Genomic DNA, 15434 nt, shown 5'->3' with positions numbered 1-15434 from the left:
CGCCAGTCGCTTTTTTACGCCATTTCATTTTGTAAAAAGAGCTCCAACAAAGGCTCTGTCAGGGCTAAAAAGTAATCTATAGTTATAGATAATTATTATGTAAAAAATACTATTTTTACACAATAATTGTTCTCACAATGATAAAAAGAATACTTCTATTCTTATGGCTTGGTTTCTCTATAAACAATTATGCACAAGAACAAGACGCTTGGGTATATTTTAGAGATAAGCCTAACGCCTCTAGCTACTTAAACAACCCTTTAAGTATGCTTACTCAAAGAGCCTTAGATCGTCGTGTAGCTCAAAACATAAGCTTGCAAATCAACGATGTGCCTGTAGAACAAAGCTATATAGACGCCGTAGAAAATGCTACCGGAATTACAGTAAAAGCAAAGTCAAAATGGCTTAACTGTGTACATGTACGAGGCACACAAGCAGATATACAAAATGTAAGCACTTTAGTTTTTGTAGACCATATTGTTTTTGCAAATGCTTCATTAAATAAGTTAGCATTTACCAATACAAGCCCTGTAAATAAACAATTAGATGTACAAACCAATTTTAATTACGGAAATTCTGGTAGTCAAATACAAATGTTAAACGGACATATACTACACCAACAAAACTATACAGGAGCAGGTAAAATTATTGCCGTATTAGATTCGGGTTTTATCAATGTAAATACTACAGCGCCTTTCCAGCGAATGTATGCCAACAATCTTTACTTAGGAGGTTATAATTTTGTAAATAATTCTACAGATGTCTATGCTTTGCATAACCATGGTACTATGGTGCTATCTACCATGGTTGGCTATGTAGATGGTCAGTTGGTAGGCACAGCACCAGATGCTCAATATTATTTGTATGTTACCGAAGACGTAACTCAAGAAAACCCTGTTGAAGAAAGCTATTGGGTAGCCGCTGCCGAAGAAGCCGATAGAGTAGGTGCAGATGTAATAACGTCTTCTTTGGGCTATTTTGCCTTTGATAATCCTGCCTACGGACATAGTTATAATGACATGACGGGTAATAGTGCTTTTGCTTCTCGTGGTGCTAACATAGCCTTTAGCAAAGGTATGGTGGTATTGGCAAGCGCAGGAAATAGCGGAGGCTCATCACAACCTCACGTAGGTGTGCCCGCAGAAGCTACAAATGTTTTAGCGGTAGGAGCCGTGCAACCCAATGAAACAGTGGCAAGTTTTAGTTCTATTGGGCCTAGTTTTGATGGCAGAATAAAACCCGACTTAATGGCACAAGGGCAAGGAGATACAGTAGCAACTACATCTGGAACATTAAATAATAATGGAGCAGGTACATCATTTGCTTGTCCAATATTGGCAGGTGCAATTACAAGTTTTTGGAGTGCCTTTCCAAATTTAACAAATCAACAAGTTGTAAATTTAGTAAAACAATCAGCAGATAGATTTAACAATCCAAACAATACTTACGGTTATGGTATACCCGATTTCCAACTTGCTTTAACCAATGCTTTGTCATCAAATACAACATCAGCTATAAATTTAAAAGTATATCCAAATCCTGTTTCAGATACCCTTTATATTTCTGAAAATACAATATTGTCTAATGCTTATTTTACATTATATAATATTCTTGGGCAAGAAATTCTACATACAGTATTAAATGCCAATGCTATATCTGTTGCTTCGTTGCAATCGGGAACATATATTTATAAAGTACAAACCGATAACCAATCTTTTTTTGGAAAAATGATTAAAAAATAATGAATACAATAACTCAATTATTCAACATAAAATATCCAATTATTCAAGGAGGAATGATTTGGAACAGTGGTTACAAACTCGCTAGTGCTGTAAGCAATGCTGGCGGATTAGGTCTTATTGGAGCAGGCTCTATGTATCCTGATGTATTACGAGAACACATTCAAAAGTGCAAAGCAGCTACCACCAAACCTTTTGGAGTAAATGTACCTATGTTGTACCCAAATATCGAAGAAATTATCGATATCATTATTCAAGAAGGTGTAAAAATTGTATTTACATCGGCAGGAAATCCAAAAACGTGGACAAATCATTTAAAACAACATGGCATTACGGTTGTACATGTAGTGAGTAGTGCAAAGTTTGCTCTAAAGGCTCAAGATGCGGGTGTAGATGCTGTAGTAGCAGAAGGTTTTGAAGCAGGAGGGCACAACGGACGTGAAGAAACCACAACACTTACTTTAATACCTATGGTAAAAGAGCAAATTTCAATTCCGCTTATTGCGGCAGGAGGTATTGCTACAGGTCGTGGTATGCTTGCAGCGATGTGTTTAGGTGCAGATGGTGTGCAAATGGGAAGCCGTTTTGTAGCATCTGTAGAAAGTTCGGCTCACGAGGCTTTTAAACAAACGGTTATAGACACCAAAGAAGGCGATACACAATTAACCTTAAAAGAGTTGGCGCCTGTTCGACTTATAAAAAATAAATTTTACAACGATTTGCAAGAACTCTACTCAAAGTGTCCTACTACCGAAGATTTAAAAGCCCTTTTAGGAAGAGCAAGAGCTAAAAAAGGAATGTTTGAGGGAGATTTAATAGAAGGTGAACTCGAAATAGGACAGATAGCAGGTTTAATTCATAACATAGAACCAGTTCATACTATTGTAGAAAATGTAATGACAGAATTTTATGATGCTCAACAACAACTGCAAAAAATCACATTTTAATTCCATTACTAATAAGTTTAAACCAAACCCCAATTGCTATAAGCGCTGCGAAATAGCCTAAAAACATAAATATTATCTATAAAATGAAAAAAACACTTCTTGTTTCTTTATTGATTACTCAAATTATTTTTTCTCAAAAAAGACCAAAATTAGTAGTAGGTATCGTAGTAGACCAAATGCGTATGGAATATTTATACCGTTTTCAAAACGACTTTTCAAACGATGGTTTCAAACGAATTATGAGCAATGGTTTTACTTTTCATAATGCTCATTACAATTATATGCCTACGTATACTGCTCCAGGTCACGCTAGTATCTATACAGGTACAACACCCTCTGTACATGGCATAGTGTCCAATGAATGGTATAGTAAAACCAATGAAAAAGAGCGTTATTGTACAGATGATGAAACTGTAACTACTCTTGGCGACGGTACAAAGCAAGAGGGAGCGATGTCTCCAAAAAACCTTCTTGCAACAACCATTACAGATGAGCTTCGTATGGCTACAAATTTTCAAGGAAAAGTAATAGGAATTAGCATTAAAGATAGAGGTGCTATTTTGCCAGCAGGGCATTTTGCTAATTGGGCATTTTGGTACAGTAAAACAGGTAATTTTATTTCTAGTAGTTTTTATGGAGATAAATTGCCAGAATGGGTAACTAGTTTTAATGCTAAAAAAAAATATATAGACTATATTAATCAAGGATGGAATTTATACAAACCTGTAGAAACATACAATGAGAGCGACCCAGATGATAGCCCTTATGAAGGGAAACTTTATGGTGTAGACAAACCTGTTTTTCCTTATGATTTAAAAAGTATGTATCAAAAAAATGATGCAGGAGTATTAAGAAACACTCCTTTTGGTAACTCTCTTTTGGCAGATTTTGCCAAAGAAGCCATAGAAAAAGAAAATTTAGGTAAAGATGAGGTAACCGATTTCTTAGCTATAAGTTTCTCGTCTACAGACTATGTAGGGCATGTTCTAGGAGCTCGTTCTATGGAATTGCAAGATACCTATTTACGACTCGATGATACTTTAGCCGATTTGCTTAAATATCTAGATGAAAAAGTAGGTAAAAATAATTATTTGCTATTTCTTACCGCCGACCACGCTTGTGCAGAAAACAGTATGTTTTTAAAAAACAAAAAATACAATGTAACTAATATAGATTATAAAGAAGTTTCAAAGTCGCTTAAGAAATTTTCTACCGATACCTTTGGAGAAGATTTTGTAAACAACTACTCTAGTTTTAATGTGTTTTTAAATAAAAAGAAAATAAAAGAAAAAGGATTAGTGTATCAAGATGTAGAACAAGCCTTTAAAAACTATTTAATGACGAGAGAGCATGTGCAAAGAGTTTACAATGAAGATGAAATATTACATGCCTGTAATAACGATTTTTATTTGAACATGATAGCCAATGGGTATGATGTTACACAAAACGGAGAATTAGTTTTGTTGGATAAACCAGGATATATGCAATACATGGCAACAGGAACTTCGCATGGCTCGCCTTATGCTTATGATACCCACGCTCCTTTACTCTTTTATGGCTGGAATATACCCAAAGGCGAAAGTCATACTAAGAAATATATTACACAAATAGCACCAACTTTAGCACAAAAAATAAATATTACCTTTCCAAACGGTACAAAATGTGAAGTGTTAGATGAATTGTTTAAAAAATAATCTTTATTTTTGAAATCGATAAAAATCAAATTACACCGATAAAATACTTATATGAAAAAAAATTACTTCTTTTTCCTACTTTTTTCTTGTGTGTTTTCACAAGCTCAAGTGCAAACTCAAAATTTTGAAGGAACTTCCTTACCTACAGGCTGGACAGCTACTGCAGTTTCGGGAACAAAAAATTGGACATTTGGATCTGGCAATATGCCAAATGGTACTATTTCAGATTTTGCAACCAATGCAGCCATTTTTGTAGATATTAATGCTACAAATAATATCGCAGAATTAATATCTCCAACAATAGATGTTTCCAACTACACCTCTTTATCGTTATCTTTTGACTATATTATGCAGGTATATCAAAATTTTGGCAATATGAAAGTCGAAGTTTGGAACGGAACAACTTGGATTCAGCTTCTTTATAAAGACATTGATGTTAATTTAACCAATGTTTCGTTTGATGTTTTGGCTTACAAAAATGCTTCTTTTAAAGTTCGTTTTACTTACAATGACGAAGGAGGCTGGGGCTGGGGTCTAGGTATTGATAATTTTAATCTGTCAGGAACGCTTAGCAATGAGTCTTTTGTAGTACAAAACAATAAAGTGTTTCCAAACCCAGTAAAAGATTTTTTAACAATAGATGTTCAAGAACCTATTGAAAAAGTATCGATACTAGACGTTTCAGGTAAAATAATCGCTCAGCCAAATATAATTAGCAATACTGTTGATGTTTCCAATTTACAGTCAGGCATATACCTTGTAAACTATACGGCCAACCATAAAAATTATGTTTCCAAAATTGTGAAGCAATAATTTAAAAAGAGGTTCTGAAATTTCAGAACCTCTTTTTTACACTTCAACCATAATTTGATTTTTTAATAAATCGTCAAAATTTTCACGCTCTCGTATTAAATATCCTTTACCTTCTTTCCAGAGTACTTCTGCGGGTTTAAACCTAGAGTTGTAGTGAGATGACATAGAAAAACAATAAGCTCCTGCATTTTTAAAGCATAAAATATCGCCTTCTTTTATTTCGGCTATTCTACGGTTATTAGCAAAAGTATCGGTTTCGCAAATATATCCTACCACAGTATAAAAGCGTTCTTTACCTTTTGGGTTTGATATGTTTTCTATTTGATGATGCGAACCATAAAACATAGGTCTTATTAAATGGTTAAATCCAGAATCTATTCCAGCAAACACAGTCGATGTCGTTTGTTTTACAACATTTACTTTGGCTAGAAAATAACCCGCTTCACTCACCAAAAACTTACCAGGTTCAAAAGCGAGAGTTAAGGGTTTTCCATATTCTTTTTCAAAAGCTAAAAAGCGTTTTGTTAATTTTTTACCTAGTTCTTCAATATTTGTTTCGATATCTCCTTTTTTATAAGGCACTTTAAATCCAGAACCAAAATCTAAAAATTCTAAATTGTTAAATTGTTTGGCGGTATCAAACAAAATTTCTGCTGCATATAGAAAAACTTCAATATCCAAAATATCAGATCCTGTATGCATGTGTATTCCGTTGATAGTCATGTTCGTATTGTTTACTATACGCAATACATGAGGAATTTGATAAATAGAAATTCCAAATTTACTATCGATATGTCCTACAGAAATATTTTCATTTCCTCCTGCCATAACATGAGGATTAATGCGTATACAAACAGGAACTTTTGGATGTTTGGTGCCAAAGTGTTCAAGTACCGATAAATTGTCAATATTAATTTGTACGCCCAATTGAGCTACTTCTTCAATTTCTTCAAATGAAACTCCATTGGGAGTAAATATAATATCTGATGGTTCAAAACCAGTATGCAACCCAAGTTGAACTTCTTGAATAGATACAGTGTCTAGCCCAGAACCCATTTTTTTGAGCAACTTCAAAATAGATATGTTTGATAAAGCTTTCATGGCATAATTAACACGTAATTTTTCTACCTTAGAAAAAGCTTTTGTCAAACGGTTGTACTGCTGTTCTATGGTTGTAGCATCATATACATACAACGGACTACCAAACTCTTCGGTAAGTACAAGTAAATCTTTTGGTTGCATTTTCTTAATTTTTTATAAAATGTAAGGCGCAAAGATAATTGTGATACACTTTATATCAAAAGCGAATAAGTGTTTCTGCGAATTGCTTAAAAATAAGTCTATAAAAAAACAGCATCTATAAGAAAAATACTATATTTTTAACAATTTGACAAATGCTTAGCCTTGTTATTAAAATACAGAAAGCCTATTTCTTGTATCTTTTAAATACTATTATAAATCCAATTTTATAGATGAAAGCAAAAGGCCTAAATAAATGTACTAAATTGATATACATTTGCTTTATCATTTAATACGAATTAATTACATTTGTGGCACATTAATAGACAAATTCTATATTATGAATATACACGAATATCAAGGAAAAGAAATTTTGGCAAGCTATGGTGTACGCGTACAACGTGGTATTGTGGCTAACAATCCTGTTGAAGCAGTAGCTGCTGCCAAACAACTTACTCAAGAAACAGGTACGCAATGGTATGTAGTAAAAGCACAAATACATGCCGGAGGTAGAGGAAAAGGAGGAGGAGTAAAACTTGCCAAAAATTTAGAGCAAGTAACAGAAATATCTGAAAATATTATAGGTATGATGTTAAAAACACCTCAAACTCCGCCAGAAGGAAAACAAGTACACAAAGTGCTTATAGCTGAAGATGTATATTATCCTGGAGAAAGTGAAACATCAGAGTTCTACATGTCGGTATTACTTAACCGTGCCAAAGGAAGAAACATGATTATGTATTCTACAGAAGGAGGTATGGATATTGAAGAAGTAGCCGAAAAAACACCACATTTGATATTTACAGAAGAAATAGATCCAAATATTGGGTTACAAGGTTTTCAAGCGAGAAAAATTGCGTTTAACTTAGGTCTATCTGGAACTGCTTTTAAAGAGATGGTTAAATTTGTAGAAGCTTTGTATGCTGCTTACATCGGTTCAGATTCATCTATGTTTGAAATTAATCCAGTTTTAAAAACATCAGATAATAAAATATTAGCCGTAGATGCTAAAGTTAATATTGATGATAATGCGTTATTCCGTCAGCCAAAATATGCTGAAATGAGAGATGTGAGAGAAGAAAATCAAATTGAAGTAGAAGCAAAAGAAGCAGGTTTGAATTATGTTGATTTGGACGGAACAGTGGGGTGTATGGTAAATGGTGCAGGATTGGCTATGGCTACTATGGATTTAATTAAATATGCAGGATATGAGCCAGCTAACTTTCTAGATGTAGGAGGTACTGCAGACGCTAAGAGAGTAGAAACAGCATTTAGAATTATTTTGAAAGATCCAAATGTAAAAGCTATTTTGATTAATATTTTTGGAGGTATTGTACGTTGCGACCGTGTGGCACAAGGTGTTGTAGATGCTTATAAAAATATGGGCGACGATATAAAAGTGCCTATTATTGTAAGATTGCAAGGTACTAATGCAGAAATAGCAAAAGAATTGATAGACAATTCTGGAATGCCAATACTTTCTGCCGTTCAGTTTCAAGAAGCGGCAGACCAAGTTAAAGCGGCTTTGTCGTAAACTGATATAAAACTTTTTTATTACAGACCATTCATTACATTTGTAGTGAATGGTTTTTGTTTTTTTATAGTATTGCACATTAATTGTAAATACTATTACTCAAATTCTCATTCAAAACATATCTTTACTCATTTTGTGAAGTTAAATACTATAAAAATTACTATTTTAGTTGCAGTTTAATTTTTGTTATATGAGAGCCTTTAAAATTTATTTAGTATTCGCCCTATTTATTAGTCAATTTTTGTTTGCGCAGCTTAACAATTTCACTTTTAATGTAACTCCAACTCATGAAACTTGTACTGCCAACGGAAGTTTAAGCTTTGTTACAACAAATTTACAAGCAGGGTCTACAATTGTTTATGCTATTTATTTGTTGCCCAACACAACCACTCCTATAGCTATAACTTCTGCGAATAATTATGGAGGTTTAACAGCTGGAAACTATAGAGTAATTGCTACCCAATCTTTGGGTGGTAATGCAGCTTCAAAGCAACAAGATGTAGTAATACAAAATCAAATACAAATTTTAGATTATCAAGTTAGTTCTGAAAGAGTTATTTGCGGAAATGATGGGAAAATAATAATAACAACAACGAGTGGTACGGCAGTTTCTTACGAAATTTTTGCAGGGCCAGTAATTCGCCCTTTACAATCGTCGAACATATTTTCCAATTTGCCTGTGGGTATGTACCAAATACGAGTGTATAATTCTTGCGGAGAAGGAGTTGTAAAGACATTTACTTTGGTAAATCTAGACCCTACATTACAATTATCTGCAAGTAGTCCGCAATTGAGTGGCTGTAATCAGGCTTTATTAGGTGTAAATATCTCATTTGTAAACCCTACTATTGGGGTTATTAAATACCCTTTACAAATTACCGCTACAGTAACAACCAATGCAGGTGTAACAACCACTTTTTCGCAAACTTTGACAAATGATACTTTTTACGGGTTTTCAATTCCGTATACACTAGCCCAAACCTATAGCTATCAATACACTGTTGTAGACGGTTGCGGAGCATCATACAGTATTAGCGGAACATTTGTATTGAATTTTAGCGCAACCCATTCGTTAAGCCCCGTTGATTGTACACATAAAAAAATAATCTTTAACAGTATTTCTGCATTACAATTAACATCTGCCCCTTCTACTTATCCTAATCCCTTACCGCAAAATTTAACACCACAAATAAGTTCCAATTCGTTTACTTCGGCACCTTTATCGGCAGGGGTTTATGTTTTTCAAGTTACAGATGTTTGTGGCAATCAAGAATCGGTAAGTATTACTATAGAAGCGCAAGATAATAATCAGCCTTATCATATATTGTACAATAGAACTTGTGCCACAGGTTCTGTGATTATTTACAATGTCAGTGAGGCGGTACTCGTGAATGCACCAGCTACTTTTACGGGAGGTAGTTTGCCACTTAATTATACTTCAGTAATTAATTCGGGTAATTTGTTATCGATTCAAAACTTACCTATCGGAACCTATCAATTTTCGTTGGTAAATACTTGTGGCATTAGTTCAACTTTGGTTGTTACTATTACAGCCATGACTGTATCTCCTACTGTTTCTATATTGGGTAGTTGCGACATAGGTTTTGATACCTTAAAGATTTCGGGAGCTATGGTTTCGCTTCAATTAATATCAGCTCCTAGTGCCTATACAGGTGTGGTTCCTTTCGATTTTTCGAGTGCATTAATTAGCAATGGTTCAAATAGTGTATTTACTTTAAACAATTTGCCTATAGGTACTTATGTGTTTACAAGTTATAATGCGTGCAATACCTTGTCTACAACTACCGTAAATATAGCAGGTTATCAAGAAAATACGGTAATAAATGTTATTCCTCATTGCGGTTCATTTGATTTAAATTTGCAACATACGAGTACCAATACAAGCTCTTTAAATACATTTTGGTTACAAAAATATTATCCTAATTCAAACACATGGGGTCATCCAACAACAGGAGTCGTCTATATAGCAGGTAGTACGCCCACTAATACAAATTCGTTAGCCATAACCAATAATTTTTTAAACCTTAATTTACAATTTTCAGGATCTTTTAGAATAGTAAAATCTCAAGCAACTTATGGGTTAAATAATACAGCTCCATTTTGTTATAAGGTTATAAAAGAATTCATTTTTGATAATCAACCAAAAATCAATAGTATTACTTCTGTTTCATGTGGTTCGAATTTAGAAGTTTATGTAAATGCTACAGGAATGCCTACATTGACTTATAAAATTACGCAGCAAAACGGACAACCATTTGTAGTAGATAATGGAACTTCGAATGTTTTTTCTGGTCTTACTGCTGGTATTTACAACTTTCAAATAATAGATGGATGTGGGAATGTTCTTAATAGCCTGTATGAAATTGTAACTACCGATCCTATGGTAATTACTCCAAACGGTTTTTGTAATGGACAGCCAGCTTCACTATCTGTACCCAATTATCCTTTTTTAACTTACAAGTGGTGGAAGGGTACAAATAATACAACAATTTTAAGTACGAGCAATGTAGTAAACTTTAATTCTTTTAATTCTACAACAGATAATGGAGATTATCATGTTGAGGTCATTTATCCTACTAATGTATCCTCTTGTTTAAATACAACATTGTCTTACACTATTAATATAGATAATCCTTTGCCAAATGCAGGCGCAGATGCAACAGTAAGTTATTGTGGGAATCAAGGATTTATAAATTTGCCTTCGCTTATAGTGGGTAACTATACTGCTGGAGGTACATGGCAAGAACTTACAACTAGTGGCATGCTTTCGGGTTCAGTTTGGGATTCAAACAATGTATTGCCTGGTACTTATCAATTCAAATATACTGTAGCAGGTGTTTGCAGCACTTTTGATTATTCTATAATTACCATTACTATAAAATCGATACCTAATACTCCTACAATTTTAGGCAATCTAAATTTGTGCGAAGGAGATGTTTTGAACTTAACAACTTCTTATTTGCCTAATGTAACCTATCATTGGCAAGGGCCTAATGGATTTACTTCCAGTCTTCAAAATATTAATATTGATAATGTAAGTATTTTAAATCAAGGAGTTTATACATTGTATTTAGACAAGCAAGGGTGTGTTTCTCCAAGTGTTTCTGTAAATGTTTCGGTATATACTGTGCCGCAATGTGTTGTAGAACAAGGGTGTCAAGAAAATGTTTATTTATTGCAAGCATTTCCTGTAAATAACTCATACAATCCAGCGGATGTAAATTACAGTTGGACAGGCCCTAGCGGTTTTAGCAGTACATTAAATCCCGTAGATATTACGAAAAAAGAAGTAGGCGTTTATACACTAACAATAACGAATAATCAGGGTTGTACTACTACAAAAACTGTTGATGTAGTTGCTACGCATTGTCAAATTCCTTTGGGTATTTCGCCAAATGAAGATGGCAAAAATGATACGTTTAACCTTATAGGATTTAATGTAAAATACATCAAAATATACAGCCGTTATGGGGTAACTGTGTATGAAAAAGAAGGCTATTTAAACGAATGGCACGGTCAAGATTTTAAAGACAGATTATTGCCTGCGGGGACTTATTATTATTATTTGGAGTTTGCAGACAATAAAGAAGCCAAGACAGGTTGGGTGTATGTAAATAGGGAAGACTAAACCTCTTTGTTTTGCGCTTCGCGAATTTTTTTAAATAAATTAGACGAATATACAAAATCGGTAACCGCAGCGTTATCGGTTTTGAATATTTCTCTTTTACTTCCTTCCCACGCAAGCACACCTTGTTTAAGAAAAACAATTTTTTCGCCTATCTCCATTACAGAGTTCATATCGTGTGTGTTTATTACAGTAGTAATATTATATTCTTCGGTAATTTCTTGAATAAGATTGTCTATTACAATCGAAGTTTTTGGATCTAAGCCCGAGTTAGGCTCATCACAAAATAAGTATTTTGGGTTATTTACTATAGCACGAGCAATAGCAACACGCTTTTGCATTCCGCCCGATATTTCTGATGGTTTTTTTGTATGGGCATTTTCTAAATGAACCCTGTCTATTACAAAATCTACTCTTTCTTTAATTTCGGCAATTGTTTTGTTGGTAAACATTTTCAACGGAAAAGCAACATTTTCTTCTACAGTCATGCTGTCAAAAAGGGCGCTACCCTGAAACACCATACCTATTTCTGTACGTAAATCTCTACGTTCGTCGTCGGTAAGCTCCGAATAAATTCTTCCATCAAAAGAAATTGTACCCGAGTCGGGTGTATGAATACCTAGTAACGATTTCAATAAAACCGTTTTGCCAGAACCGCTCTGCCCTATAATTAGGTTTGTTTTTCCTGTTTCAAAAGTGGTAGATATACCTTTAAGAACTTCTACACCATTAAAAGATTTTTTTACATTTTTTACTTCTATCATGATGCTAAAAGGAGTTGCGTTAAAATATAATTAGCCAATATAATAATAACCGAAGTCCACACAAACGATACAGTACTCGCTTTACCTACTTCGAGTGCGCCACCTTTCATGTAATAGCCATGAAAAGAAGGTATTGTAGCCAAAATTAAAGCAAAAATTACAGTTTTAATAAAAGCATAAACAATATGAAAAGGTACAAATTCCGACTGAAGTCCTTGTATAAATTCCGAACTACTCAAAAATCCGCCGTAAACCCCACCGAGCCAACCGCCCAAAATACCTAAAAACATAGCAATGCCTATCACAAAAGGAAAAAGAAGCAATGCAATAAGCTTTGGAAACACTAAATAATTAAGCGAATTTACACCCATAACCTCTAGTGCATCTATTTGTTCTGTAACCCGCATCGTGCCAATACTAGAAGTAATAAACGAACCCATTTTTCCGGCCATGATAATAGAAATAAAAGTTGGCGCAAATTCCAACACAACCGATTGGCGTGTAGCAAAACCAATTAAATATTTTGGAATTAACGGATTGGTAAGATTCAGCGCTGTTTGTATAGAAACTACACCACCCACAAAAAATGAGATAAAAGAAACAATACCCAATGAGTCAATAATCAAATCATCAATTTCCTTAAAAACAAGTCCGCGCATAACAGACCATTTGGTTGGCTTTTTAAAAATTTCGGCCAACATAATAAAGTATTTTCCAATTTGCGATAAATAGCGCACCAACATCATAGCAATAAAATATGGGCAAAAATAGAAAGAAGTTATGAGTTATTTTGCAATAATTATTTATATTTTTGGCGTTACCCTAACAGGTCGGGCTATTCGCTGTATCTTTTGTTTCGCTTCTCTACACAAAAGGATGTCGCTACTATCCCTAACGCATTCATAATTGTAAAATGTATTTTAATGAAAATAACTGGTCAAACACCTATTCTTTTGCTCTTTATTGTCATGGAAGTACTACAGGGCTGTAGTTTTCCACACTATTCACTGCTTTCTAACGGGCCTAGTGTAGGTGTAGATTTTACAAAAGGCAAATGGTTACTTAATGAGGTGCACACCAAAAGTAGCTTAGATATAAAATTGCAACAGAAACTAGATGCTTTTTTAACCTCAAAAATAGCAGACAGATACAGTTATATTCACACAGATAAAACGGTTTTGATACCCAATACTATTTCTTCTGTTTTAGATTTAGAAACATTAAAAACCATCAAAAAAGGAGCATCACAATTTGATTATGTAGTAAACTTATATTCAAACAAACAACAAAACCAAGCAGGCACTATAGATATTGACGGAACTTCCAATTATTACAAACAAAAAGAAAATAGTGCAACTTTAACGCTAGAGATCTACGACTTAAATACGCTACAAAAAATTTATACAAAATCGGCAACAGGAACCAGCACAATATCCAAAGGAACGACTTCTGATGTGAATTTTACCACTTCTAGCGATATGTTGTTACTGGGTTGTTACAAGCGATTAGAAAAATCTTTAGAAAAAACATCAAACTACTAAATAGTTATAAACTTTAGTTTTAAAACAACTTCTCTTTTATTTTTTTCCAGCGGTAAGCTCTAATAAATTTTGCTTGTTCTTCTGTAACTAAAAGTGGTTTTTTAGATGATTTTGCTTTCCAAAAACCTTTTATGTAATCTAAAAACAACAATGGTTTGCCTTTACGCATAGCAAGTTTTAAAGAAGCAATAGCTGTGATAAAAAATCCATATCCCAACGTGTAAAAAGCCTCTCCTTGTTTAAATCTAGCAGTTTGGTTGTAGCTTGCGCCTGTTGGTTTGAGGTGTTTTACGTGCAAACTTTCATCGGTAACAACCTTCCAATTATAATATTTACAGAGTAATTCATCAACAGTATCCCAACCCATATTTGGTTTCAAACCTCCAATTTGCTTAAACGTTTCTTTTCTGTACGCTTTTAATGCACCACGAATATGGTCTTTATCGGTTAAATTTTCCAAAACCCATTTACCTTCTTTTTCAATATAGCAAAATCCGCCAACCATACCAATTTGGTTATCCATTTTGAAATGGTTGATGATGGTTTCAAAATAATGATTAGGAAATATCAAATCGGCATCTACTTTTACAATAATATCATAGTTGTCATCAATGTTTTTTTCGCCTTCATGAAAGGCTTGAATTACTTTGCTTCCGGGTAAATGAATCGCATTTGATGTTTTGTTTATTAATGAAATAAATGAATAATTCGAAACAAACTCAGAAACAATTTCTGGAGTTCTATCGGTAGAATTATCATTCACCACAACAATTTTTGTAGGCAAAACGGTTTGTTCTACCAACGATTGAAGCGTTAGAGCAATAAATTTTTCTTCGTTGTATGTAGGAATAATAACGTAATAGTTCATTAGATAAAGTCTTTTTCTTTATTCTATTATCTATTTTCTCGAACGGCATAAACCATATAATATCTTGGTGTAAAATAGCGTAGTAAGGGTCTAAAACCTAGTTTTTTTACAGGATGTGTAAACTTTAATCGATCTATAATTTTATATCCTGTTTTTTCCAAAAGCCAATCGAGTTGCCAGTCTTCAAATTCATGATAATGTCTGTCCCACATGTCGGTTTTACTTCTATATGCAGGAGAAAACCACAAGCGTAAGGGTATCGAAATTAAAATTTTATCGGCTTTTACATTTTGCAAAACCGTGTAAGGGTTGAGTAAATGTTCAAATATTTCAAAGGCAGTAAAAACCGAATATTCTTCGGTTTGCAAAGCAGTTTGGTTGTTGTCGAGATCTTCGCCTTTTGTATTGATAACTTTATACCCGTTTTCTTCCATTATTTTTGAAAACGGATTTGAAACGCCCAAATCAAGTATAGTTTCTGAAGTTGTTACGTGCTTTTGTAAAAATTCTAATGTGTGCTTAAAGCGTTTATTTGGAAAAGTTTTTTCGTACATTATAGAAATTGTTTCAAGTTTAATGTTTCAAGTTGAAAACAGTTGGTAAAAATAGTGATTTTACATGGAACTTAAAACCTGAAACCTGAAACAAA

12 protein-coding genes are annotated in these 15434 nt (G+C 33.8%); 7 read left to right on the top strand and 5 right to left on the bottom strand.

The window, feature by feature from the left end:
• The first annotated feature begins 137 nt into the window (after positions 1-137).
• From Q361_RS04490 to Q361_RS04475, 4 genes are all read left to right on the top strand, one after another.
• On the top strand, positions 138-1742 hold the full coding sequence (locus Q361_RS04490; RefSeq protein WP_103725520.1) for a S8 family serine peptidase: 1605 nt from the start codon (positions 138-140) through the stop codon (positions 1740-1742).
• On the top strand, positions 1742-2686 hold the full coding sequence (locus Q361_RS04485) for an NAD(P)H-dependent flavin oxidoreductase (RefSeq protein WP_103725519.1): 945 nt from the start codon (positions 1742-1744) through the stop codon (positions 2684-2686). The genes Q361_RS04490 and Q361_RS04485 overlap by 1 nt, the downstream gene beginning before the upstream one ends.
• An 83-nt stretch (positions 2687-2769) precedes the next feature.
• The gene (gene pafA / locus Q361_RS04480) at positions 2770-4380 is read left to right on the top strand and encodes an alkaline phosphatase PafA (protein ID WP_103725518.1); all 1611 of its coding nucleotides are present in this window, start codon (positions 2770-2772) and stop codon (positions 4378-4380) included.
• Positions 4381-4431: 51 nt separating this feature from the next.
• Complete coding sequence (locus Q361_RS04475; protein ID WP_103725517.1) at positions 4432-5193, top strand: T9SS type A sorting domain-containing protein; 762 nt, start codon at positions 4432-4434, stop codon at positions 5191-5193.
• A gap of 36 nt (positions 5194-5229) precedes the next feature.
• On the opposite strand, the gene lysA is transcribed toward Q361_RS04475, so the two are convergent.
• Positions 5230-6435 carry a diaminopimelate decarboxylase gene (gene lysA, locus Q361_RS04470; RefSeq protein WP_103725516.1) on the bottom strand — a complete coding sequence of 402 codons (1206 nt, stop codon included), beginning with the start codon at positions 6433-6435 and terminating at the stop codon, positions 5230-5232.
• A 337-nt stretch (positions 6436-6772) separates the two neighbouring features.
• Between lysA and sucC the strand changes: the two genes are divergently transcribed.
• Both sucC and Q361_RS04460 read left to right on the top strand, forming a co-directional pair.
• Positions 6773-7966 carry an ADP-forming succinate--CoA ligase subunit beta gene (gene sucC, locus Q361_RS04465; RefSeq protein ID WP_103725515.1) on the top strand — a complete coding sequence of 398 codons (1194 nt, stop codon included), beginning with the start codon at positions 6773-6775 and terminating at the stop codon, positions 7964-7966.
• A gap of 190 nt (positions 7967-8156) precedes the next feature.
• Complete coding sequence (locus Q361_RS04460) at positions 8157-11615, top strand: gliding motility-associated C-terminal domain-containing protein (RefSeq protein ID WP_103725514.1); 3459 nt, start codon at positions 8157-8159, stop codon at positions 11613-11615.
• Here the strand turns inward: Q361_RS04460 and Q361_RS04455 are convergent.
• Positions 11612-12376, bottom strand: coding sequence for an ABC transporter ATP-binding protein (locus Q361_RS04455; RefSeq protein ID WP_103725513.1), 765 nt, complete (start codon positions 12374-12376; stop codon positions 11612-11614). The two genes, Q361_RS04460 and Q361_RS04455, sit on opposite strands and share 4 nt — an antisense overlap.
• Positions 12373-13122: an MlaE family ABC transporter permease gene (locus Q361_RS04450; protein ID WP_103725512.1), complete on the bottom strand. Its 750-nt coding sequence runs from the start codon at positions 13120-13122 to the stop codon at positions 12373-12375. The genes Q361_RS04455 and Q361_RS04450 overlap by 4 nt, the downstream gene beginning before the upstream one ends.
• Positions 13123-13299: 177 nt before the next feature.
• Between Q361_RS04450 and Q361_RS04445 the strand changes: the two genes are divergently transcribed.
• Positions 13300-13917, top strand: coding sequence for a hypothetical protein (locus Q361_RS04445; RefSeq protein WP_146046978.1), 618 nt, complete (start codon positions 13300-13302; stop codon positions 13915-13917).
• 19 nt (positions 13918-13936) lie between these two features.
• On the opposite strand, the gene Q361_RS04440 is transcribed toward Q361_RS04445, so the two are convergent.
• Together Q361_RS04440 and Q361_RS04435 are read right to left on the bottom strand one after the other, a co-directional pair.
• Positions 13937-14785 (bottom strand): glycosyltransferase, encoded by an 849-nt coding sequence (locus Q361_RS04440; RefSeq protein ID WP_103725510.1) that lies wholly within the window; start codon positions 14783-14785, stop codon positions 13937-13939.
• Between the two features lie 26 nt (positions 14786-14811).
• Positions 14812-15339: a class I SAM-dependent methyltransferase gene (locus Q361_RS04435; protein ID WP_103725509.1), complete on the bottom strand. Its 528-nt coding sequence runs from the start codon at positions 15337-15339 to the stop codon at positions 14812-14814.
• Between the last annotated feature and the right edge of the window lie 95 nt (positions 15340-15434).

The organism is Flavobacterium croceum DSM 17960 (genome assembly GCF_002917885.1).
Lineage (GTDB): Bacteria > Bacteroidota > Bacteroidia > Flavobacteriales > Flavobacteriaceae > Flavobacterium > Flavobacterium croceum.
This window is presented reverse-complemented; position numbering and strand designations above follow the sequence as displayed.